At 62.4% G+C, this 22,684-nt stretch carries 22 protein-coding genes; 7 read left to right on the top strand and 15 right to left on the bottom strand.

The genetic code is table 11. The features are described from left to right. Positions 1-164 precede the first annotated feature (164 nt). The 3 genes from QCE83_RS16620 to QCE83_RS16610 all read left to right on the top strand — a co-directional run bounded on the left by QCE83_RS16620 (position 165) and on the right by QCE83_RS16610 (position 3,145). Positions 165-1,100 carry a glycosyltransferase family 2 protein gene (locus QCE83_RS16620; protein ID WP_309812936.1) on the top strand — a complete coding sequence of 312 codons (936 nt, stop codon included), beginning with the start codon at positions 165-167 and terminating at the stop codon, positions 1,098-1,100. After that, positions 1,097-2,665, top strand: coding sequence for a hypothetical protein (locus QCE83_RS16615; protein ID WP_309812933.1), 1,569 nt, complete (start codon positions 1,097-1,099; stop codon positions 2,663-2,665). Before QCE83_RS16620 ends, QCE83_RS16615 begins: the two co-directional genes overlap by 4 nt. A gap of 210 nt (positions 2,666-2,875) precedes the next feature. After that, positions 2,876-3,145: a DUF1488 family protein gene (locus tag QCE83_RS16610; RefSeq protein ID WP_309812929.1), complete on the top strand. Its 270-nt coding sequence runs from the start codon at positions 2,876-2,878 to the stop codon at positions 3,143-3,145. A 14-nt stretch (positions 3,146-3,159) separates the two neighbouring features. Here QCE83_RS16610 and QCE83_RS16605 read toward each other — a convergent pair whose 3' ends face one another. The 4 genes from QCE83_RS16605 to QCE83_RS16590 all read right to left on the bottom strand — a co-directional run bounded on the left by QCE83_RS16605 (position 3,160) and on the right by QCE83_RS16590 (position 7,137). Next, the gene (locus tag QCE83_RS16605; protein ID WP_309812927.1) at positions 3,160-3,726 is read right to left on the bottom strand and encodes an FcoT family thioesterase; all 567 of its coding nucleotides are present in this window, start codon (positions 3,724-3,726) and stop codon (positions 3,160-3,162) included. Positions 3,727-3,824: 98 nt separating this feature from the next. Continuing rightward, complete coding sequence (locus tag QCE83_RS16600; RefSeq protein ID WP_309812925.1) at positions 3,825-4,493, bottom strand: MarC family protein; 669 nt, start codon at positions 4,491-4,493, stop codon at positions 3,825-3,827. Between the two features lie 41 nt (positions 4,494-4,534). Further along, complete coding sequence (locus tag QCE83_RS16595; protein ID WP_309812922.1) at positions 4,535-5,521, bottom strand: GTP-binding protein; 987 nt, start codon at positions 5,519-5,521, stop codon at positions 4,535-4,537. Continuing rightward, a complete protein-coding gene (locus QCE83_RS16590; RefSeq protein ID WP_404984925.1) occupies positions 5,518-7,137 on the bottom strand; it encodes an amidohydrolase in 1,620 nt (539 codons plus the stop codon). The genes QCE83_RS16595 and QCE83_RS16590 overlap by 4 nt, the downstream gene beginning before the upstream one ends. A 214-nt stretch (positions 7,138-7,351) precedes the next feature. Here QCE83_RS16590 and QCE83_RS16585 point away from each other — a divergent pair, with 214 nt between their 5' ends. Continuing rightward, entirely contained in the window at positions 7,352-8,116 is a 765-nt protein-coding gene (locus tag QCE83_RS16585; RefSeq protein WP_309812916.1) for a haloacid dehalogenase type II, read from the top strand. A 15-nt stretch (positions 8,117-8,131) separates the two neighbouring features. On the opposite strand, the gene QCE83_RS16580 is transcribed toward QCE83_RS16585, so the two are convergent. The 8 genes from QCE83_RS16580 to QCE83_RS16545 all read right to left on the bottom strand — a co-directional run bounded on the left by QCE83_RS16580 (position 8,132) and on the right by QCE83_RS16545 (position 16,231). After that, positions 8,132-8,770: a cysteine hydrolase gene (locus QCE83_RS16580; RefSeq protein ID WP_309812913.1), complete on the bottom strand. Its 639-nt coding sequence runs from the start codon at positions 8,768-8,770 to the stop codon at positions 8,132-8,134. Between the two features lie 123 nt (positions 8,771-8,893). Then, a complete protein-coding gene (locus QCE83_RS16575; RefSeq protein WP_309812910.1) occupies positions 8,894-9,421 on the bottom strand; it encodes a GNAT family N-acetyltransferase in 528 nt (175 codons plus the stop codon). 54 nt (positions 9,422-9,475) lie between these two features. Further along, entirely contained in the window at positions 9,476-10,015 is a 540-nt protein-coding gene (locus QCE83_RS16570; protein WP_309812908.1) for an AAA family ATPase, read from the bottom strand. 168 nt (positions 10,016-10,183) lie between these two features. Further along, a complete protein-coding gene (locus QCE83_RS16565; protein WP_309812904.1) occupies positions 10,184-11,107 on the bottom strand; it encodes an NAD(P)-dependent oxidoreductase in 924 nt (307 codons plus the stop codon). Next, positions 11,104-12,321: an alpha-hydroxy acid oxidase gene (locus tag QCE83_RS16560; protein WP_309812898.1), complete on the bottom strand. Its 1,218-nt coding sequence runs from the start codon at positions 12,319-12,321 to the stop codon at positions 11,104-11,106. Before QCE83_RS16560 ends, QCE83_RS16565 begins: the two co-directional genes overlap by 4 nt. Positions 12,322-12,335: 14 nt before the next feature. After that, on the bottom strand, positions 12,336-13,631 hold the full coding sequence (locus QCE83_RS16555; protein WP_309812896.1) for an MFS transporter: 1,296 nt from the start codon (positions 13,629-13,631) through the stop codon (positions 12,336-12,338). 68 nt (positions 13,632-13,699) lie between these two features. Next, on the bottom strand, positions 13,700-14,623 hold the full coding sequence (locus tag QCE83_RS16550; protein WP_309812894.1) for a dihydrodipicolinate synthase family protein: 924 nt from the start codon (positions 14,621-14,623) through the stop codon (positions 13,700-13,702). Between the two features lie 33 nt (positions 14,624-14,656). Continuing rightward, a complete protein-coding gene (locus tag QCE83_RS16545) occupies positions 14,657-16,231 on the bottom strand; it encodes an altronate dehydratase family protein (protein WP_309812891.1) in 1,575 nt (524 codons plus the stop codon). A 153-nt stretch (positions 16,232-16,384) separates the two neighbouring features. Here QCE83_RS16545 and QCE83_RS16540 point away from each other — a divergent pair, with 153 nt between their 5' ends. Further along, complete coding sequence (locus QCE83_RS16540; RefSeq protein ID WP_404984919.1) at positions 16,385-17,278, top strand: LysR family transcriptional regulator; 894 nt, start codon at positions 16,385-16,387, stop codon at positions 17,276-17,278. Here QCE83_RS16540 and QCE83_RS16535 read toward each other — a convergent pair. Then, entirely contained in the window at positions 17,244-18,239 is a 996-nt protein-coding gene (locus QCE83_RS16535) for a LysR family transcriptional regulator (RefSeq protein ID WP_309812886.1), read from the bottom strand. The two genes, QCE83_RS16540 and QCE83_RS16535, sit on opposite strands and share 35 nt — an antisense overlap. 176 nt (positions 18,240-18,415) lie before the next feature. On the opposite strand from QCE83_RS16535, the gene QCE83_RS16530 reads away from it, so the two are divergent. Continuing rightward, a complete protein-coding gene (locus tag QCE83_RS16530; protein ID WP_309812883.1) occupies positions 18,416-19,480 on the top strand; it encodes an Ldh family oxidoreductase in 1,065 nt (354 codons plus the stop codon). A 41-nt stretch (positions 19,481-19,521) separates the two neighbouring features. On the opposite strand, the gene QCE83_RS16525 is transcribed toward QCE83_RS16530, so the two are convergent. Together QCE83_RS16525 and QCE83_RS16520 are read right to left on the bottom strand one after the other, a co-directional pair. Continuing rightward, positions 19,522-20,874, bottom strand: coding sequence for an MFS transporter (locus QCE83_RS16525; RefSeq protein ID WP_309812880.1), 1,353 nt, complete (start codon positions 20,872-20,874; stop codon positions 19,522-19,524). Between the two features lie 202 nt (positions 20,875-21,076). Beyond that, positions 21,077-22,522, bottom strand: a complete 1,446-nt coding sequence (locus QCE83_RS16520) for a CotH kinase family protein (protein ID WP_309812875.1) — start codon at positions 22,520-22,522, stop codon at positions 21,077-21,079. Between QCE83_RS16520 and QCE83_RS16515 the strand changes: the two genes are divergently transcribed. Further along, positions 22,521-22,670 carry a hypothetical protein gene (locus tag QCE83_RS16515; RefSeq protein WP_309812872.1) on the top strand — a complete coding sequence of 50 codons (150 nt, stop codon included), beginning with the start codon at positions 22,521-22,523 and terminating at the stop codon, positions 22,668-22,670. The genes QCE83_RS16520 and QCE83_RS16515 overlap by 2 nt on opposite strands. Positions 22,671-22,684 lie beyond the last annotated feature (14 nt).

Below are 22,684 nucleotides of genomic sequence, written 5' to 3'. Positions count from 1 at the left end.
CACTGCGCTTAGTATGTACGTGACATTCATGTCCCGCATCTGTCTGCATCGCGCGTGCCGCTGCGAAATTAAAGGCTGCATTGCCGCGTCCGTCCCTTGCCATCACGGGGAAATCCATTCGCGTTGCACGTCGCCCAACGCCTTGGGCATCAGGGGTTCCGCCTATGACGACGTTGAATCTCATCGTACCCTGCTACAACGAAGAAGAAGTCATCACGGAAACCTGCTCACGTTTGCTTGCGCTTCTGGAGCGGCTCATTGCCGCGTCCGTGGTCAGTGACGAGAGCAGGATCACTTTTGTAGACGATGGTTCCCGCGACCGGACCTGGTCGATCATCGAGACCCTGCACGCGTCCAATGCGCGTTGCCGGGGCATCAAGCTGTCGCGCAATCGCGGGCATCAGAACGCACTGCTCGCGGGCCTGCTGGTTGCGGAAGGCGATGTGCTCGTGAGCCTCGATGCCGACCTCCAGGACGATATCGAAGCCATTCCGCGCATGCTCGAAGAGCATCGAAAGGGCGCGGAGATCGTCTTCGGCGTGCGGCACAAGCGGGCAAGCGATACCTTCTTCAAGCGCTTCACCGCGCGCAACTACTACAAGGTGTTGAAGGCGCTCGGCGTCGATATCCTGCCCGGTCATGCCGACTTCCGCCTGATGAGCCGCAAGACGCTGGATGCCCTCAAGGAGTTCCAGGAAGTCAACCTCTTCCTGCGCGGCATCATTCCGCTGCTGGGCTTCAGGACGGCAATCGTGGAATACGAGCGCGCCGCGCGCTTCGCGGGCACGAGCAAATATCCGCTCGCGAAAATGCTCGCCTTTGCCTTCGACGGCATCACGTCGTTTTCCGCCGTGCCCTTGCAGTGGAGCACGCGGATCGGCGCGCTCCTCGCACTTGGCTCGCTGTGCTTCGGCGCATGGGCCGTGTATGCGCGTCTCTTCACCAATCTGGCCGTGCCCGGCTGGGCGTCCACCGTGGTGCCGATGTATTTCCTCGGCGGCATCCAGTTGTTGTTCCTCGGCGTCATCGGCGGATATATCTCGAAGACCTACGCGGAGACGAAGCATCGTCCGCGCTTCATCATCGAACGAACCTTATGAATATGCTTGGGTCGTCCGCAAGCGCGTCGGTATCGCGCAGCGGTTCACTGCTCGACTGGATGCCGCGTGCGCTGTTCATCGTGACGCTGCTTGGCGGCGCCCTGCTGTTCTGGATCGCACCTCGCCCGCCGCTCGTCGATCTGCCGCAACACGCTGCACAGGTGATGCTGCTGCGCGACCTGATCGATCATGCGTCGGCGTGGCAGAGCCTCGTGCGCATCAACCTGTTCACGCCCTATCTCATCGGCTATGGACTGGCGCTGCCGCTCACTTACGTGATGTCGATCTCATCGGCGCTCAAGCTCGTCCTGATGATCGCGTATGTCGGCTTCGTCATGTCGTGTGTCGGCTTTCGCAGGCATCTGAACGGCGACCCGCGGCTCGATGTGCTCTTCATTCCCGGCTTCTTCGGCTTTGCCTTTGCATGGGGCTTCTATACGTTTCTGGTGGCCGCGCCGGTGGGCATGCTGTTCATGTGGCTCGCGCATCGATCCGCCACGCAGCCTTCGTTCAGCCGCGGCGCGGGCGTGTTCGTCGCGGGCGTGGCGCTGTTCTTCTGCCACGGTCTCGTCTTTCTGTTCGCGTGCGGGATCGGTGCGGGCTTCGCGCTCGTCAAGCCGCGCCGGATCAGCGGCAAGCTGCTGGCGCTGGCGGCATTCGTGCCGCTCGGCCTGCTGTGCATCGTCTATACGCTCTGGAGTCACGCCAGCGATCCGGTTCTCGGCCACACCATCGACAATGCCGCGAAGATCGACTGGGGCTGGTCGGACACCGGCGGCAAACGCCTGCTGCTGTTTCCGATGATGGTCTGGGGCCTCACGAAATGGAGCGCGGTTTATTTGCCGCTCTTCGTGCTGATGGGCATCGCGCCGTGGCTCTGGCGGGACCGCATCAATCCCGATCGCGCGGTGCTGGTGCCGATGATCCTCATGGTGTTCATCTGGCTGGCCGTGCCGAACCTGGCGCTCGGTACGGCGTATCTCTATCAGCGCTTCGCGCTCTTTCTGCTGCCCGCCTATGCGCTGATGTTCGTCGCGCCGAAACCGGTTGCCGGCGTGAAGCACGAGAGGCGCGGCTTCGTCATGCAGCTCGTCATCATTGCGGGCTGCTGGATCTTTCTCGCGCATCAGGCGGTCCGGCTGCATCGTTTCGCGGTGGAGATCGCGCCGCTGGAACAACTGCTGTCCCGAACGGAGCCGAATCAGCGCGCGCTCAACCTGGTGATGGACGGCGCCAGCGATGCGTACTGGAGCCCCTCCGCCTATCAGCATCAGGCGCTGTGGTATCAGGCGGAGAAGCACGGCTTCGTCGATCCGAACTTCGCTCAGTTCGTTCCGCAGATCGTGCGTTTCAGGCCGGCGCAATTGCCCGTGCATGCTTCACAGCTGGATCGCTTTCCAGGCTCGTTCGACTGGAAGCAGGACAACGGCCGCTTGTATCGCTATATTTTCGTGCGCTCGGCGGAGCCCTTGCCCGCCGATTACTTCGCCAATGCCGAGTGTGATGTGGCCTTGCTTGCGCGTGAGGGCAAGTGGGCGCTGTATGAGCGGCATGCATGCCGGTGAAGAGACGGCTCGATGATTGCGAGCAGAAACATCGGAAATTCAAGCGCCCTTCTCGAAAGCATTCACTAGTCGATTATTTTTTTCCGCATGGCGCGGGGTTTTTGTTCTTGATAACCTGCGCCATCGTCAATAGCTCAATAGAGCGCATGACACGGATCCTTCTGCGCACGGCCTGAGCCCGTCGCAGTTGAATGTCACGTCGAGGATGCAATGCTTGCACTGGAAGGTGGCCCGCGGTTCTTTGCCGAGGGGCGCCTCATCACTTTCACGCTGCGCTCGCGCGGCAAGGCCATTACGTGCGCGGTCACACGCGACGCACTGGAGCGACACTTCCTGCAGCGCCGGACTTCGGACGAGCGAACCTTGCTGTCGGTGTTCGAGCGCGGACTCAAGCGCATTCTCGAAGCCGCCGACAAGAAGAGCCGCGTCTTGCGCGGCTCGCGGATCCTGTTGACGGCGCATGACCTCGGCGAGGCTTAGCGCCCGATCCATCTTCACATCACCGGAATGGCAAAGGTCGCTTGACCGAAGAAGGCAGGCGGTTTGTTCCGCGCGCTTTGCGCATCGGTGAATTCGAATTCCGATGCCATGAACACCATGCCGGCATGCTTGCGCATCTTCGTGAACGAAAAGCGCATGACGACGTTCCGGCCATCCAGCGTGCGCCTGAACTGTGTCTTCACGGACGTGATGAACGTGCGCGTCAGCACGTTCTCCTTGAAGCTCTGAAGATCCGCCGTGCCGATCGCCTCGCGAAAAGCATGAGGCGCATCATCGGTCACGAGATCGGCTATCGTGAGAAACGCGATCTGATTGAGACAGAGTAGCGATTCCACCGCGTTGAAGTGACCAGTCTGCGAGCCATAGAAGGTCTCGGGAACGCAGACTTCGGCGAACGCGACCAGTTCATGATCGAACGAGATGTCCCGGAAAGCCCTTTCGATATAAACGCATTCCGCCTTGTAAGGCTCGAGAATGGCGTCTTTCAGGAATGCCGGAATCGGTCGAAAGTTATCGGATTGAAAGAGCGGGGATTCCAACGGTTGCAGTGGCGCGAGCATGATTCTTTCCTCGGGTCGAACAACGTAGATTCAGTCTACGACCCGACAATTAGCGAGGAATGATCCTTTCGCCTGCTTGCCTGCTTGTGCGCGAGATGTCAATGCAGCTTCAGGCTTTCGATCAATCCGGACGCGCCGATCCACAACAGCTGAACGCCGATGCAGAACAGGACAAACGCGAAGAGACGCATCGCGATCTGGGTGCCCACTTTCCCGAGCAGCTTTTCCAGCCGTCCGCAGTAGCGCACGCACAGGAAAATGCTCAGGCACAGCAGCACCAAAGCCACGCCGACGCCGGCCAGGTGTACCGGCTGCAGGCCGGCGTGCGGCGATCCGGTGCCCAGTGCGATGGCCACCGCGATGGATCCGGGCCCGACGGTAATGGGCAAGGTCAGCGGATAGAACGCCTTGGTGCGCAACGATGCCGCGCGGTCGGCAGCCGGCGCGACCTCCTCTGCCGTGCTGTCCTCGGTGGGCGCCTGCAACAGGCCCCAGCCTGCCATGGCAATGACGACGCCGCCCGCAACGCGCAACACGTTCTCCGAGATGCCGAAGAACGACAGCACATACGCGCCGACCGACAAGGAGGCGAGCAGGATCACGAAACCGTTGATGGCGATCCTGCGCGCAAGCTCGGCAAGATCCCGGTCGCTGGCGCCCCGCACCATGCTCAATACGATCAACGCCACAGCGGGCGGATTGATGATCGGAAAGAGCGTCGTGACGATCAGCAATACCGATTTGGAAAATTCATTCAACATCGACATGATGGCGGGTCCGTTGTCCCTCTGTGTCCAGTGAAAGCGCGTCAGCTTTGCAGCGAGGTCCAGCGAATCGATCCGTCCATGCCGAACGCTTCGAAATCGCCGAGCCCGCAGTCCCTGACGATGAAGATGGCGGCCATATCGGAGGCACCCTCAAGGCGACGCGGCTGGGAGAACGTCGTGCCCACGCTTTGCAAGAGCACGCGGTCTTCGCCCAAAGGACCGGGGACGATGGCTTTCATCCTCAACAGGCGTTCGCCGAGCGCGCCCGACACGTCTTCGATCCAGTCCAGCGTCTGTTGCCATTCCGTTGCGCGGCGAAAGCGGGCGCAAAATACCCGCACGCGCGGATGCAGCAAGGCGCGCGATGCATTGCCGCTGAATCCCGGCGCAGTCCAGTCGAACGCCGTGGCCCCCTGCACTTCGCGAAAGGCTTCCATGGCTCGCATCGCAGCGGTATCGGCATCAACGACACGCGCCAGCGGATTGAACCGATGGGCATGGTCCCGTTCGAGTCGCCGTTGTTCCGTGCCGATCAAGTCCGTCTTCGTCAGCACGATCGTATGGGCGGCGCCCAGTTGCGCCGACACGCTGTCGAAATCCTCCGTGCCGAGCGGCGGGCGGCTGCAGTCATAGGTCGCGAGGATATGAATGCGCAGCCCCATCGAAGCAAGCGGACTCAACGATCGCATCACCTGTCCCGGACGCGACAAGCCGCTGCATTCCAGCACGATGCGTTCGAACGCAGGCTGTCCGTTTCGCGCGCGTGTCTCGACGAGATCTTCGATCGTCGTCACGAGGTCATCGGTCAATGAACAGCACACGCAGCCGTTGCTGAGCGTTGCCATGGGAATGCCGCGCGCCGACTCCGACAGCACCGCACCGTCGATATTGATCGCCCCGACTTCGTTGACGATCACGGCGGTCATGGCAGCCGCTTCGTCATCTGCGAGCAGCGCTTCGAGCAAGGTGGTCTTGCCGCTGCCGAGCATGCCGGCGAGCACCACGAATTGAGTGCCGCGCCCGTTCATTTCGCTTGCTCCGTCGCGGTGTGGAAGGGCGTGGCGCCGTTGGGCCAGGTCGTCGCGACCATCTCGCGAACATCGTGAAGCAGTTCATCGACATCGAATACCACACCGGACTTGATGGTCAGTTTCAGCGCACGCTTCTGCTCGACCGTGCCAAGTTCGTCGTTGAGGCGCATCGCGCCGGTCCCGTACAGGAGTTTGAAATCCGCTAGAGGATTCTCGCGATGCACCAGCACGTCGCCGCGCCGTCCTACTTCGAGCACGCCCGCCTCTTCGCCAATACCCAGCAGGCCCGCGGCATGCGACGTCCCTGCACGCAATACCTCGGAAGGCAGGAAGCCCGCTTCCTGGAGCAACTCCAGTTCGCGGATATAGCCGAATCCGTAGATCTGGTACATGAAGCCCGAATCGCTACCGGGGCAGACACGCCCGCCGCGGTTCTTGTAGTCGTTCAGGAAGTGCATCAGGATGCGATAGCTCTCGCGCCATTCCACCTCGTTCTTCACGGACCAGCGGTAGAAGTACGCACCGTGTCCGCCGCGCTGCGGCTGGAAGTACTTCCAGGTGGTCTGATCCGTGTAGGAATCGTGCCATTCCGCGCGACGTGCGCGCATGACATCGCGATTGCCGTCATAGACGTTCAGCGTCGGCACGAACGTATGCCCCGCTTCGAGAAAGGCGTTGAGCACATCGTCCCACTTCTGCGAGCCCGGTTCTGCTGCCTGAAGGAAGGTCTGGCCCGCCGTGGAGAAGCGCAAGTACTCGTCGTTGTAGTTGTAGTCGTCGGCGATAGCCTGTAGCGATCGTCCGTCGAACAGGGCTTCAGGAATGCCGTAGGAATGCTCGGTGCTCGTCAGGCCCCAGCGCGCCGTTCTCAACGCATTCATGCTGCCGACCGATGACTGCGCATGATGACAACACGCCCGGAGGCCAAGCTTGCGGCATTCGTCGAGTGCCGCCTGCATGATCGCGGGCGGCGCACCGAAGAATTTCACGCCTTCCGCGCCCTTGTCGCGCGCCGCCCGCAACCATTCACGGCCCTGCTCGGGACTGTAGATGGCCTTCAAATAATCGTTGACGGCCGGGAAATACACATAGGGATACAGGTGCGGCGCGGCGATCCGGTTGGCTTCGGCTGCCGCCTTTTGCTCGCGCGTCCAGGCGAGGCCGTTCATGCATCCAGTCTCGCGCACCGACGTGACGCCATGCGCGAGCCACAGCTTGTAGATATAGTCCGCCGGCATCATCTCGCCGTTCTCGGCGTGAAAGGGCGTGCCGATATGCGCATGACTGTCGATGAAGCCCGGCGTCACGTATTTGCCGGTGCAATCGATCTCCCTGTCTCCTGCTGCCGGACGTCCTTCCTGTTTCAGCGGCTTGTGAGGGACGCCGACCACGGCAATGTCACTGATCTTGCCGTCTTCGATCACGATGTCCGCAGGACCGAAGGGCGGTGCGCCGGTCCCGTCGATCACGGTCGCGCCGCGCAGCACGAGCCGCTGAAAAGGCCCCTCGCCGCGGTCTCGCTGCGTCGCGGGCTTCAATTGCTTGAGGCCCTTCTTCGCGAATCCCGCGACCATCTCTTCGCCTACTTCGATATTCGTGCTCGTCACGCTCATCATTCACCTCGGAGTTCAAAAGATCAGATCAACCACGATGACTCATGGCATACCAACGGTTTCTGATAACACTCCCTATGCTGATTGGCACGAATGAGTTGAAAATTATTCGGATCCCGTGCTCTGGATTTGTCTGCGTAGATCCAGCTTAAATAATGTCCGCTACGCTGTGAAAACTGATCGAAACTAGCGGACGACCCGCGGAGAGGTAAGCATGAACACGAGCAGCGCATCATCCCCGGCGACCCATGCTTATTCAAAGCTCGATGCACGCAGCATCAAGGCCATCGCATTCGACATGCAAGGTACGCTGCTGGATTTCTACGGCACGATTGTCGAGGCTGGGTCGAAGTTCGCCGTGAAGGACGCGGCGGCCGAAGGGTGGTCCGGCTTGCTGGCGCATTGGCGTCACGCGTATCGCGTGCAGCTGGATGAAGTCATCAACGGCACGACGAGCTGGCGCTCGACGGATCAGATCTACCGGGAAACCCTGGACACGGCCTTGCGAGCGTCGTCGTGGGAAGACGCGTTGACGCCGCAGGACCGCACTGAACTGAGCGCGGCGTGGAGCACGCTGAAGCCTTGGCCGGATACGCGACCGGGCCTGATGCAATTACGCGATCGATACACGCTTTCGACGCTTTCAAACGGTTCGATGTCGTCCCTCATCCACATCGTCAAGCAGCACGATCTGCCGTTCGATTGCGTGTTGACCGCCGAATTGGTGCGCTCTTCCAAGCCCGATCCGAAGGTGTACGCGCTCGCGCAGCGATCTTTCGGGCTGGATGCCAACGAGATCCTGATGGTGGCCTGCCACAAGTACGATCTCGAGGCCGCGAAGGCTTTTGGTTTTCGTGTCGCGTTCATTCCCCGGCCGCTGGAGTTCGGCCCGGGCGGCAACCCGGATACGGGCGATGAAGCCTGGTTCGACGCATTTGCTCCGAGCCTGACTGCTTTAGCCGAGCTATTGGACCGCTGAAAGGGCCGAGACGCCCTACTGCCCGAACCCGATCATGCCCGACCGGCTGAGCGTGACGTTCCTGCTCACGCCAGCCGGCGCATTCGCGAGCACCCACGCTGCCGACACTTCGCCGAACGGGTCCTTGCTCGACATGCCGTCGGTCGGCACGACGACCTTGAAGCCGCGCAACGCGGCTTCGCTTGCAGTGTACAGCACCGCGCCGTGCGCCATGGTGCCGGTCACGATCACCGTCTGAATCCCCCTCGACTTCAGCGCGGCCTCCAGATCCGTTCCGAAGAACTTGTCGACGCCCGACTGCACCACCGTTTCATCCCCGATAGCCGCGATGGACGGCGGCACAGCCTGCATCGTGCCCGTGCTCGTCAGGCTATAGACGATCATCAGGTTCGCGCGGCGTGCCTTCTTGAGCAGGTCTTCGACGTAGGGCAAGGAGGCCGCGCACGTCGGTCGTTCCTTCGTGTTGCAGGTGCTGGTATCGAAATCCAGCAGCAGCAAGGCAGTGTGAGCAGGATCGGTCACGGTGAACGGCTTCAACGGCGGCGGTGGCGGCATCTGCGTCGCTTGCCATGAAGCGATGATGTCGGCTTGTGCCGCGCTGTTGAAGGTAGAGAAAAGCGACAAGGCGCATAACACGCTCAGCACGGCACGCATGGTGTCTCCGGGTCGGCAGGGTCGAGGCGGGTCAGCGCCGGTCCGGTGGATTCTACGCGAGCAGCTAGCCGCCGGGTGCGGTTCGGCAGCGGACCCGCGTCTGGCGACAGGGCCGAAATCAGGTCACCCTTGTTGATCGTTGATTGGTCCAGCTGGGCGCCGCGACTCGACTTCAGGATCATGGCGCCGAATGCAGTACAAGACAGAGCGATATTTTGGCGTCTGGCGGCGATCCGCCACCACACCACCCAGTGATTCCGCGATGCGACGGCTCGCATGATTATCCTCAGCCACCGGATAGCTGAAACTCGAACGATCGAATTTCGCACTTGCCCATACGTAAAGGCAAGTCATTGCTTCCTGTCCGAATCCGTTTCCGTGGCAATCTTCACGAATCCATATGCCGAGTTCCGGCACGCTTGTCTGCAAGTCGTGCAGCCCAACGATTCCCAGGAAGCGGCGGTCGTGCTTCTCCCGGACCGCAAAGACCAGGTCCGTCTCGTTAGCGTATGCATGTATCCACGCCTCCCAGACCTTCGCGAATTCGTCGGGGCTTTCCGGTGGCTCCCATGCCATGTAACGCGTAAGCGAAGGCGTGATGCACTGATACGCCTCATCGGCATCGGCGAGAGAAAAGGGCTGGAGAAGCAATCTGAGGGATTGCGATCACGTTGATCTTCGTACACACGTCGCCGTTCGAATCGGCTATATCAGAAGCCCATCCAGCAGGAGATCCGCACGCTGGGCCACGCCGACTTTGGGAAGAATGCAGACCTCGTAGCCAAGCGCTGGATATGCGTCGAGAAGTCTCGAATACTCCTCTATCGCATCCTTGAGGCTGTGCCTTCGCTCCGGGTCCTGAACATCAATCTCCGGCCACGGTGGCGCCAGGAACACGCGCTGATGATAGCGATGCAGTCGCCCGAACTCTGCCAGGAGCGGCTCGCCGGTCAGGTATTGAAGGCCCGCGGCGGCATCGATCAAACCTCGATCGAAGAAGACCCAGCGATCCGCTTCTCTGCCCGATTCAATCGAGGCCCGATCTTCGAGCGCCATGGCAACGGCGCGACGCAAGAAAGCAACTGGATCAGTCCAAGGAAGCGCGGTGCGGTTGGCGCGTATCTCTGCCTCCACGATCCGTCTGCCAGGCTCCTCGACAACGGTATAACCGCGCCGCTTCAGCTCAGCCAGCAACGTGGACTTACCGCCGCCAGAACAACCGGAGATAACGACCCATCTGTTCATTCATATATCCACAAAACGCTTCGCATCTTCAGCGCCAAGCGTGTGCCGTGGAGCGCTGTTAATCCGTCATTCCAACCACGACCGCATATTGCCTCAATACTCGTCTCAAAACAAATATCCAGGAATAGGGAAGGCGCGTGCCGTCGCCCCCGCCTCTTCCGTCACACCCTACCGCAACCCATTCAATTCCCGCAACACATCGAACATGTGCGGCACATAAGCCTCGCCATGTCCGAGATTGGTCGCCAGCACATACATCTGCCGCACTGCTTCCGCGATCACCGCCGTCGACGACTGCGCCGACGCGAGTTGCGCATACGAGCGCATATCTTTCGCGGCATTGCGGATGGCGAACTGCTGACCGCTGTCGTCGCCTTCCAGCAGATACGGCATGATCCGATCGAAGGTCTTGCTGTGCGCCCCGCTCAGGCGGCACACGGCGGCGAATTCGTGCAGGTCGAGACCGGCCTTCGCCGCCGTACCGAAAGCTTCCGCGAGGATCGCGCCATTGGCCTGTGCGATGAAGTTATGAACCAGCTTCGCACAATAGCCCGCGCCGTGGCCGCCGAGATGATGCACGGTCTCCGCATACGCGGCCATCAATGGACGCACGCGGTCGAGCACGCCCGCCTCCCCGCCGACGAGCACATTCAAGCGCCCTTCGCGCGCTTCCTTCGGCGTGCGGTTCACCGGCGCATCGAGAAAGCTTGCGCCCTTCTTTTCAAACGCGGCGGCGGCTTCCTTCGCGAACTCGGGATCGGACGTGCTGCTGTCGATGACGATCAACCCTTCATGCGCGCCCGCAAGCAGACCGTCCTCGCGAAACACGACATCGCGCACTTGAGGCGTGCCGGTCACGCAGATGATGATGACATCGGCGTTGCGCGCCAGCTCGGCCGCACTGGCGCTTTCCGTTGCCCCCCGGGCGACGAGCGCATCGATCGCCGTGCGGCTGCGATGCGCGAGCGCCGACAGCCTGAACCCCTTATTGAGCACCTGGCCCGCGATGGCGCTGCCCATCAGTCCCAATCCCACCATGCCGACACGCTCGATGCGCGCCGCCGGTGTCGCTTCCTGTCCGGTCACGTTCATTGCAACTCCATCTCATGTGCCTGTTCCAGCGCTGCTGCACGCAGGCTCCACTTCACATACTGCCGATCCAGCGCGCCGATGCTCCCACAGCCCAGCAAGCCGATCACGCGATCGACCTCGGTCTTCAGTATCTCGATCGCGCGATCCACGCCCGCACGGCCGCCCGCCGCAAGTCCATACGTCGTCGCACGGCCGACGAGCACTGCATCCGCGCCATACGCCATGGCCTTGACGATATCGCCGCCGCGCCGGAAGCCGCCGTCGAGCATCACGGCAAGGCGCCCCTTCACGGCATCGACGACGTCGGGCAACACGTCCATGGCCGAGATGGAGCCGTCGAGCTGTCGCCCGCCATGATTCGACAGCACGATGCCGTCCGCGCCCAGCGACGCGGCGCGCACCGCATCGTCCGGATGCAGCAGCCCCTTCACGATGAGCCGTCCCGGCCAGCGATCACGCAGCCAGCGAATGTCCTCCCAGGACAACGACGGATCCAGTTCCTTCGCCAGCGCCGACGCCGCGCCGCGCACGCTGTCCTGCCCCGGCGGGAGCAGATCGCCAAGATTGGCGAAACGCGGCATGCCGTGCGGCCATAGCACGTCGAGCATCCAGCGCGGATGCGCGAGCACATCAAGCGTGTTGCGCATGTCGAGCTTGAGCGGACGCGCGTAGTTGCGCAGATCCCATTCGCGCTTGCCGTAGATGGCGCTGTCGGTGGTCACCACGAGCGCTTCGACGCCTGCAAGTTGCGCACGCTCCGCGAGCTTCGCCACGAAGTCGCGCGTGCGGTACATGTAGACCTGCATCCACACGCGTCCGCCCGCACGCTCGATCACGCGTTCGAGCGGCACGGTCGACGCATTGCTCAGGATGAACGGAATGCCGGCTGCAGCCGCCGCACCTGCCAGCGCGATGTCGCCTTCGTGTGACAGCAAGCCGCTGAAACCCGTCGGCGCGATCATGAACGGCGCCGCGCTGCGCTTCCCGAAGAGGTTGATGCCGATGTCGCGCTTCGAGACATCCACGAGCGAGCGCGGCCTGAACGCGATCTCCGCGAACACGTCGCGATTGCGCCGCAATGTGGCTTCCTCTTCCGCGCCGCCTTCCACGTATTCGAAGCAGAAGTTAGGCACGCGCCGCGCCGCCATCGCGCGCAAGTCATCGATGCTGTGCGCGCGGCGCGGGTCGTTTCCGGAATAAAGACGACGCTGCATGGTCTCGTCTGTCCTCAAACCGGCAGCTTCTTCTGATAGTCGATCGCCAGCACCACGATCATCTGGAACACCGCGACAGCGACGAAGAACATCAGCGCAAGGAAGTACGAGCCGGTCGTCTGCACGATATAGCCGATGAAGATCGGCACGAAGATGCCTGCAATATTGCCTACAAAATTCATGATGCCATTCAGCGTGCCGGTGCGCGCACGGGTGGCGAGCATGGCAGGCGTCGCCCAGTTGCAGCCGCCGCACCAGCGCAGGAAGAACAGCGCGACGCACAACAGCCCGACCACGGCGAACGGTGCGCGCACGTTGGCGACGCCGAGCATGGACGCGGCCACCGCGAATGCGCCGATCATCATCATGCTGCGATACACCAGGTTCGAACTACCGCCCGCCGCCTTCCACTTGTCCGCGAGCGATCCGGCGATCACTTCGCCGACGAAACCCGCGAAGAAGATGATGAAGGTCGCGCCGCCGAGCGACTTCAGATCGAAACCATGTGCCTTGTAGAGATAGGTCGGCAGCCAGGTCATCAGGCCGAAGAAGATCAGGTTGGTACACGTGTGGCTCGCACACATGCCCCACACGGAACGGAAGCCGAAGAAGCGCAGCATCGAACCGCCCGCTGCGGTCTTCGGCTCGCGTGCGTCCTCTTCCGCATGCGCGCGCTCGATATAATCTATTTCCGCCTGGCTGATCGACGGATGCTCGCGCGGCGTATTGCGGATGTACCACCATGCCCAGATGCCGCAGAGAATCGTACCGACGCCCGCCACGACGAACGCCGCGCGCCACGAGCCGAACCACGTCATCAGCGTCGCGACCACCACCGCGCCTACGCCCGAGCCCAGCGCGCTGCCTGCATCGACGATGGATGCGCCGCGCGTCTTCTCGTTCTGCGTGAGCCAGAGCGCGTTGAGCTTGCCGCCGCCCGGATAGATCGGCGCTTCCGTGATGCCGAGACCGAGACGCGTCAGCAGCAACGCGAACCAGCCCGTGCAGAGCGCGCCGAGCGCCTGGAATGCACCCCAGCCGATGGTCGCCCACGCGATCAGCGCACGCGGCTTCAGGCGGTCGGCGAGCATGCCCGAAGGCACCTGCATGAAGAGATAGGTCCAGAAAAACGAGCTGAGAATGAGGCCTTGCCGCTCGGGCGAGAGATCGAATTCCGCCGCGATGGCCGGCATCGCGACGGACAGCGCCGCGCGATCGATATAGTTGATCGACACGAGCAGCAGTAGAAGAAGAAAGATCTTCCATCGCACGCTCGTCATTCGGGCAGTCTGTACACCGGACACATCCATGTCCTGTCTCCTGATTGTTTTTGTGAAGTAAGCCGTAGCGGTGTGCCCTTATTGCGGGCGAAAGATGTTCAGCGGCCCCAGCGCAGCACGAGCGGATCCAGACGGCGCGCGACTTCGAGCAGGCCTTCGCGGATCTTCGGATGCACGGGCGCCAGCGGATGACGCACGGCTTCCGAGCCGATGACGCCGCCCTCCTTCATCAGGATCTTGCAGGCGGCAAGCCCGCATTGGCGGTTTTCGTAGTTGATGAGCGGGAGCCATTGCTGATAGAGCGCGGCCGCCGTTTCGCGATCGCCGCGCTGATGCGCATCGACGATCTTGCGAATGCCGTCCGGATAACCGCCGCCGGTCATCGAACCAGTCGCGCCTGCATCGAGATCGGGCATCAGCGTGATGGCTTCCTCGCCGTCCCACGGACCGATCACGCTGTCGCCGCCCAGCTCGATGAGCTCGCGCAGCTTCGCCGCGGCCTGTGCCGTCTCGATCTTGAAGTACGACACGTGCTCGATCTCACGCGCCATGCGCGCGAGAAACGGCGCGGACAGCGGCGTGCCCGCGACAGGCGCGTCCTGGATCATGATCGGAATGCGGAGCGCGTCCGACACCTTGCTGAAGAACTCGTAGATGCCCTTCTCGGTCACGCGGATGGTCGCGCCATGGTACGGCGGCATGATCATTACCATCGCCGCACCCGCGGCTTCTGCGGCCCGGCTGCGCTGTGCGCAAACTTCGCTGCTGAAGTGCGTCGTCGTGACGATGACCGGCACGCGGCCGGCCACGTGTTCGAGCACCGCGTGCATGATGGCGTCGCGTTCATTGTCGGTGAGGACGAACTGCTCGGAGAAGTTCGCGAGAATGCTCAGGCCGTTCGAACCCGCATCGATCATGAAGTCGATGCAGCGCTTCTGGCCGTCGAGGTCGAGTGCGCCTGCGTCGTTGAAAATCGTCGGGACGACCGGAAAGACGCCGCGATAGTGGCTATCGTTTGACATGCTGTTGACGTGTAAGAGTGAAGTGAAATGCGCTTATGTGATCGCGCCGATCTGCCAGGGCACGAATTCGTTCTGCCCGTAGCCGTGAATCTCACTGCGCGTGCGCTTGCCGGAAGCAGCGTCGAGCATCATCTGGAAGAGCTCGGCGCCCATCTGTTCGATGCTCTTCTCGCCGCTCAGAATGGGACCGCAGTTCAGGTCGATGTCTTCTGCCTGGCGGTTCCACAGCGCATCGTTGGTGGCGATCTTGAGCGAAGGCGTCGGCGCGCAGCCGTATGCCGAACCGCGTCCCGTCGTGAAGCAGATCAGGTTCGCGCCGCCCGCCACTTGTCCCGTCGCCGAGATCGGGTCATAGCCAGGCGTATCCATGAACACGAGGCCTTTCGCAGCGACGCGTTCGGCGTATTCATAGACTTCGACGAGATTCGATTCGCCCGCTTTCGCAATGCCGCCGAGGGACTTTTCGAGCACCGTCGTCAGGCCGCCGGCCTTGTTGCCCGCCGAAGGATTGTTGTTCATCGCCGCGCGGTTGCGCGCGCAGTAGTCTTCCCACCAGTGAATCCGCGCGACGAGCTTCTCGCCCACTTCGCGACTCACTGCGCGGCGCGTCAGCAGATGTTCCGCGCCGTAGATCTCAGGCGTCTCCGAGAGGATCGCGGTGCCGCCGTTCGCCACCAGCAGATCGACCGCCGCGCCCAGCGCCGGATTGCCTGAAATGCCCGAGTAACCATCCGAGCCGCCGCATTGCAGCCCGACAATCAAATGCGACGCCGGCACCGGCTGACGTTCCACGCGATTCGCCACCGCGAGCATCGCCTGCACGCGTTCGATGCCGTGCGCGATGGTCTTCGCCGTGCCGCCCGTCTCCTGGATGTTGAAGGTCTGCAACGAAGGCGCTTCCTCTAGCCCTTGCGTCTCCAGGAGGCGCGCGATCTGGTTCGTCTCGCAGCCGAGCCCGATCACGAGCACGCCCGCGAAGTTCGGATGCACCGCATAGCCGCCGAGCGTGCGCTGCAGGAGCGCGAGCCCTTCTCCTTCCGGGTCCACCGCGCAGCCCACGCCGTGCGTGAGCGCCACGACGCCGTCGACGTTCGGGAAGGCCGCGAGCGCATCGGGATGTGTGTCGCGGCGGAAGTGATCCGCGATAGCCCGCGCCACCGTGGCGGAGCAGTTCACCGAGGTCAAGATGCCGATGTAATTGCGCGTGGCGATGCGGCCATCGGCGCGCACGATGCCGTCGAAGATCGCAGGTGCGGCGGCGCGGGGCGTCGGACGGGCATCGACGCAGAACGCGTAATCGCGATCGAACTCGCCCATCGCGAGGTTATGAATATGAACGTGCTCGCCCGCCTCGATCGCGCGGCTCGCGAAGCCGATGATCTGGCCATAGCGCTTGACCGCTTCGCCCGCGGCGATGCTGCGCGTCGCCACCTTGTGGCCCGGCGGAATCAGTCCGGATACGGCGATGTTCTCGGCAGGAAGACGGGTGCCGCCGATGAGTTGTTCCCGTGCAATGACGACGTCATCGTCACGATGCAGGCGGATGACCAGGGGACGTGCAGCGGCTTCAGTGATGACGCCGCCGGAAGATGCGTGGGTATCGTGCATTGAGCTGGCCCGTCTGGCGGGTCTCTGGTGATTGTCTCCGGGGCTCAATATACGGGCGCCCTTCGGCCCCTGTATATTGAATTGTTTCCATCCCCCGATCACTTTTTCTACTCGCCGATGAAGACCGTCCAAATGCTGCTGTCGAGGTTGCGCATGAAGCAACTGCAACTTCTGATTGCGCTCGACGAACACAAGTCGCTGCACAAGGCGGCCGTCGTGATGTCGATCACGCAATCCGCAGCCAGCAAGGCCCTGCATGAACTCGAAACCATGCTCGATGCCGCGCTCTTCGAACGCTCCGCCTCCGGCATGATTCCGAACGCGTACGGGCGGCGCGTCATCGACTATGCAAGGCTGCTGACGACGGACCTGACGCAGTTGTGCCACGACCTGACCGACATCAAGGCGGGGCGCGGCGGACGGCTGTCCATCGGCGCGATCATGGGCGCGATTCCCGCGCACGTCGTGCCGGCGCTCGATGCGCTGCACGCGGAACGGCCGGACGTAACCATTGAAATCGTCGAGGACACGAGCGCGCGCATGTTGACGCAACTCGACGAAGGGCGGCTCGACCTGGTCATCGGGCGCTCGGCGGTCAGCGCGCAACCGGCGAAGTACCGCTATGTGAAGCTCGCCGACGAGCCCTTGTCCGTGGTCGTGGGTTATCGCTCGGCGCCGCGTTCGCGCAAGCCGCTCGACATGCACGACCTCGCGCATTGCCGATGGGTGACCTATCCGAGCAAGATGCCGCTGCGCGAACTGCTGGAGCGCGAGATGGATCTGGCCGGCATCGACATGCCGCCGAACACGGTCTCGACCGCCTCCACGTTCGTGACGGTCGCGCTGCTCAATCAGGGACGCGATCTCGCTTCGCTTTTGCCCACCGATATCGCCGACATGTTCGCGCGCCACAAGATGCTGAGCATCCTGCCGATTGCGCTGCGCTCGCCGTCGCAGACCTTCGGCATTGTCACGCGGCGCGGCAGCGTGCTTTCGCCGATTGCGGCGCGCCTTATCGAACTGCTGAGGGAGGGGGCGCGAGACTGAGCGAGCGAGCCTCCGGCTGGCATTGCGCCGCGATGCCCAGCACGATGGCCACGAATTCCTCCGCCGCCTGCGAAATGGTGTCTTCCTTCCGCGTCAGCACGCTGTAGTTCGACATCGTCCGCCGTATCGGCACGTCGAGATAGCCGAGCAGCCCGTGCTTCACGTATTTGTCCATCGCCGCCTGGGGTTGCAGGGAGATCATGTCGGTGGCCTGCAACAGTTCCAGCGTCGTGAAGATCGACGGCGTCTCCACGATGCCCACCGGCGGCAGCAAGCCCGTTGCCGCGAACGTCTCTTCGAACAGCAGCCGCATGGCGGTGCCCTGCGGGTACAGGATCCACGGCCATTCGCCCAGATCGGCAATCTCCATGCGCCGCCGCTTCAGCAACGGATGATGCCGCCCGACCACCACGCGCGCCGGCTCCGCCAGCAGATCGACCACATGGAATAGCGCCTGATGGCGCGGCTCGGTGGGCCGCCCGATCATGACGTCCAGCCGTCTTTCCTCGAGCCAGGTGGCGAGTTGATCGCTGCTCTGCTCGACCAGCCTGATGATGAGTCTCGGCCGCCTGCGCTGAAGCTCCTTGATGGCGGCCGTCACGAGTTGAGCGGCGGACGCCGGAATAAAGCCCACCGTGAGATGACCATAACCGCCGTTCTTTAACGTCGCGAACTCGTTCGAGAACTTGCCGAGATTGGACAGCGTCGTGGTGGCATAGCGCACCGAGAGCAGACCGAGGTCCGTGGGCCGCATCTCGCGCGGCAGCCGCTCGAACAGCGGCGCGCCGAACAGCGCTTCCAGGTCGCTCAGGATCTTGGTAGCGGCCGGCTGGGTGACATGCATCTGCTCGGCCGCGATGCGCAGGTTGCGCGTGCGTCCAAGCAGCTCCAGCAACTGGAGATGCCTGAAGCGCAGCTTGGGCAGCACTTGCGCAGCGGACAGCGTGGAATCTTGCGGCATAAGGGTAAGACCTAGGAAGGGAAACGCCGACTCATAACCAGATGGAATTGATTTTACGCAATTCGCGATTGGACCTTTATCGAAAGCCCAAAGGACAATTCAGACCGGCTTCCTGCAATCAGGCAAGCGGCAGTCTCCGAACAATTGCTTCAATCACTTTTACGGACACACTCACGATGAATGCACGAGTCCGATATCGCGCCGATGCATTGCAGGACTTCGCACGGCGTCTGCTCGTCAAGGCCGGCATGGAAGAGGTCAAGGCGCAAGCGGTCGCGCAGACGCTGCTGGACGGCGACCTGATGGGACACGACACACATGGCCTCGCCTTGCTGCCGGGTTATATCGGCGAGATCGAGCGCGGCACGATGACCTGCTCCGGCGAACCCGAAGTCATCTCGGAGCGAGGCGCAAGCCTTCTATGGGACGGCCGCCGTCTTCCCGGCCCCTGGCTGGTGTTGAGCGGCATCGATGCACTGGTGCCGAAGGCGCGTGAGCATGGCAGCGCGACGCTGGTGATCCGGCGCAGTCACCATATCGCGTGCCTGGCGAGTTATCTGGAGAAGGCCACGGGCGAAGGCTTCCTGATCGTGCTCAGCAGTTCCGATCCGGCCGTGCAGAGCGTGGCGCCTCATGGCGGCACGCGCTCGGTCTTCACGCCTAATCCGATCGCAGCGGGCATCCCGACGTCGGGCACGCCGTTCCTGATCGACATCTCGGCATCGACCGTGACGAACGGCATGACCGCGCGCCAGCACAAGGCCGGGCAAGTCTTCGAGGAGGCGTGTTTTCTCGATGCAGAGGGAAATCCGAGCGGCGATCCCGGCGTGCTGTCCGCCGATCCGCCGGGCTCCATTCTTCCGGTCGGCGGCATGACGTACGGGCACAAGGGCTTCGGGCTGGCGCTATTGATCGAGGCGCTGACGGGCGGTCTTGCAGGTCACGGCCGGGCCGATCCCGCCGATGGCTGGGGCGCCACCGTCTTCCTGTCGCTTTATGATCCGGCGGCATTCGGCGGCCCCGCCGCATTCACGCGGCAGATGGACTGGATCGGCGAAGCGTGCCGCGATAACCCGCCGCGTCCCGGCACATCGAGCGTGCGCATGCCGGGTGATCGTGGACTCGCGCTCAAGCGCGAACAACTGCGCGAAGGGGTAGCATTGCATCCGACCATCGCGCCGGCACTTTCAGCTTGTGCGCAGCGCTACGATATTCGGCTTCCGGAAGTCCTGGCTGGATGAAGGCAAGCGAGAGCCCAAGGCTCTCGCTTGTTGCACTGAGGTTATGCGTCCCGGCTGAGCGCAGCCGGAGGAATGGGGCCACGCACCAGCAGCCAGTAGCCGATGACGGCAACCGCCGCCACGCCTGCGCCTACGAACAACGCGGGCTGGAACGAGTGCGACTGCTGCACGATGAAGCCCGTGACCACCGGCGCCAGCGCGCCACCGAAGTAGCCGCCGAAGTTCTGCATGGCGCCAATGGACGCCGTGCAGTTGGCGGGCGCCGCAACCGATGCCGTCGCCCAGGCCGCGCTGCTCGATACGTAGAGCAGCAACATCGAGATCGAGATGAAGACAACCGCCAGCATCGCGCTGTGCGTGAGGCCGGTCAGGACCGTGAACACCGCGACGCCGGCCAGCGAGGCGGCCATCGGGTACTTGCGGCTGTTGATCGCGGAGACGCCCCGGCGCGCGAGCACGTCGCAGATCTTCCCGCCGGACAGGCTGCCCACGACGCCGAACAGATAGGGCACCGCCGCGACCCATCCGGACTTGGAGATGGTCAGGTGGAACTCCATCTGCAGGTAAGTCGGCAGCCACGCGTTGTACAGCCACAGCACGTAGATGGTGCCGAAGAAGCCCAGCAGCATGCCCCACGTCGTGCCGAACTCGAACAGGCGACGCCAGTCGCTCCAGGTCGGACGCGTCTGGGCTTCTCCTTCGACGTCGGTCAGATAGGCGCGCTCGCTGTGGGTCAGGTCCACTTGCCGCGGATCGCGGTGCACGAGATAGAAGCACAGCGCCACCACGAGACCGGCGATCCCCATGATGCCGAACATCCAGCGCCACCCCACGCTCAGCATGACGACCGTCAGGAGCGGCGCCGAGATCGCGGTGCCGAGCGTCGATGAACTGTTCCAGATGCCGGTCGCCGCGCCGCGTTCCTTCTTGCCGAACCAGTCGCGGACGACCTTGGCGCTCGTCGGAAATTGCGGCGCCTCGCCGACGCCGAGCACCATGCGCGCAGCGAAGAACTGGCTGAAGCTGGTCACGACGCCGCCGAACGCCTGCGCCACCGACCACGTCGCGAGACTGACGGCGAGCATGACCCGCGCGCCGAAGCGATCGACCAGTGCGCCGGCCGGCAATTGGGCAAACGCATAGGCCCACAAAAACGCGGAAAGCAGCAAGCCCATCTCAGCGACCGACAATCCCAAATCCTGGCGGATCAGCGGATTGGCGATGGACAGGGTGGCGCGGTCGATGTAATTGATGACACCGCTCAAAAGCAGCAGGGCCAGCGCGGTACGCTGGATGCGTTTGATCCGGGGTGAGGCCTGATCGCTGGTAGCGAGGTGATGGACGCCGCCGGCGTCTGACTCCGGCACGCGCGGCGCCGTGGAGGATTGCTCCATGGGAAAGTCTCCTGGATGTTTTGTTCTAATCGGCGAGGCCGTTTTATCGATCCGCACGCGCGCATTGCGGCATTGGACTGACGCACAATAGGTCCGCGACTGTTAGAAATCCAATCAATATTCCTCGTGAAGCAATTCCATTTGTTTATCGCGAACTAGGGGCAAACCCGAGCGCGCCTGGCGCCCGGGTCCTCATGCAAGATCAGAGATTCTCGTCCAGCCAGGTCGTGCGTTGCTGGAGCCAGTTCTTCACATAGTCGATCTCGCCTTGATACGAGCCGGTCACGACCGGATTCGGCCACACGGACTGGTCGAGAATCGGCCAGCGCTGGAAGTTGCGCGCCTCGCCTCCGCTCGATACGAGCGCCGCCGCGCTGGTATCGAAATACGCGGGCAAGGTATCGATTTGCGCGGCCTTCGCTGCCGCCCATTTGGCCCGCACGCGCGTCTCGAAGGTGGGATCCACACTCTTCATGCGCGAGATCCACTTGTTGTCGGCGATCCACCATCCAAGCGGATACTGCGCGCCCGAATAATTGACGTTGCCGGCGCCGATGTCGAAGTCCCAGAGCGGACCGAATTTCAGCTTGCCGCCGACTTCCTTGTAGAGATAGATGCTCGCATAACCTTGCGCATCCTGGTTCTTGAACAGCTCATTGACGAGATACCAGTTGATCAGCGCGGAGACGTCGAAGTATTTCTCATAGCCGGAAGCGGAATCCGTGGCGGCATCCGAGAACAGCGCATCCTCGGCGGCCTGCACGTATTGCCTGATGTACGCCGCCTGTGCATCCGACGCCGGCGACGGCGTATCGATACAGAGCGGAACACCATGCGTCGTGGTCCAGCATGAATCGCCATCCAGACGCTCGTTGATCTCGAGAATGAAGCCGGTATTCTCCGGAGTAACGGTGTTATCCGTGTCGGCGATATTGACGCGGTTCTTGTCCACACGGACCGATTCAACCAGATCGTAGACACCCAGGTATTCGCCGTTCAACGTCACTTCGACAGGCAGATCACGCGGCGTCCAGTCCATGCCGAGTCGCTTGCCCAGCTCGAAGGCCGCGCGATTGCGCAACAAGGTCTTGTCGGAGTAGTTCGCCAGCAGGACCCAGTTCTTGTCCTTGGGCAAGCCGAGCAAGCCGGCCTTCTCGTCGAGCTTGATCTTGTACGGCTTCTTCGGCATGTCCCAGGTGCTATGGCCGCGTCCGCGAATGGAGGCCCGGCCTGAATAGACGTAGTTGCTGTCGGTTTGCGCGATGCTGATCGTCGCGCCTACATAGTTCACTTTGTCGGCGATCGGTGCGGCGCCGTCTGTCGTGATGCTTACCTTGGCAGGCAGCAGGATGTTGCCGATGACGACCGGCGTGGATGCGCCGTTGTCCGACGTGGCAGGGGTTGAAGCGCCGGTATCGGTGCCTGCGGCTGGCGTCGTACCGCTATCGGCAGGTGGTGTCGACGATCCGGAGTCGTTCGCCTGCGGATTGTTATCCGGCGCAGTGCTTCCGCCTTGAGCAGGCGCCGACGCTTCCGGCGTTGCACTCGCTGAGCTCGTCGGCGATCCGCTTGCGCTGGTTGCGGGTGTCGATGAACTATCGCTGCCGCCTCCGCCCCCGCAGGCAACGAGAACAACCGACAAGAGCATGGATGCAAGCGTCGAAGATGAAAGAGGCTTGCGCGTTTTGGTCTGTGTGCCCGGTAACATTTCCAGCATGATTCTCCAAACCGTCCTTGTTATTCAAAGCTATGAGATGACAAAAGATCGCCTCAATAGCGCGTTGATGACAGTTTGATGACTATAAGGAAA

It is taken from the genome of Caballeronia sp. LZ034LL (assembly GCF_031451215.1).
GTDB lineage: Bacteria > Pseudomonadota > Gammaproteobacteria > Burkholderiales > Burkholderiaceae > Caballeronia.
Note: the sequence above shows the minus strand (reverse complement) of the source record. Positions and strands in the feature narration are given on the sequence as shown.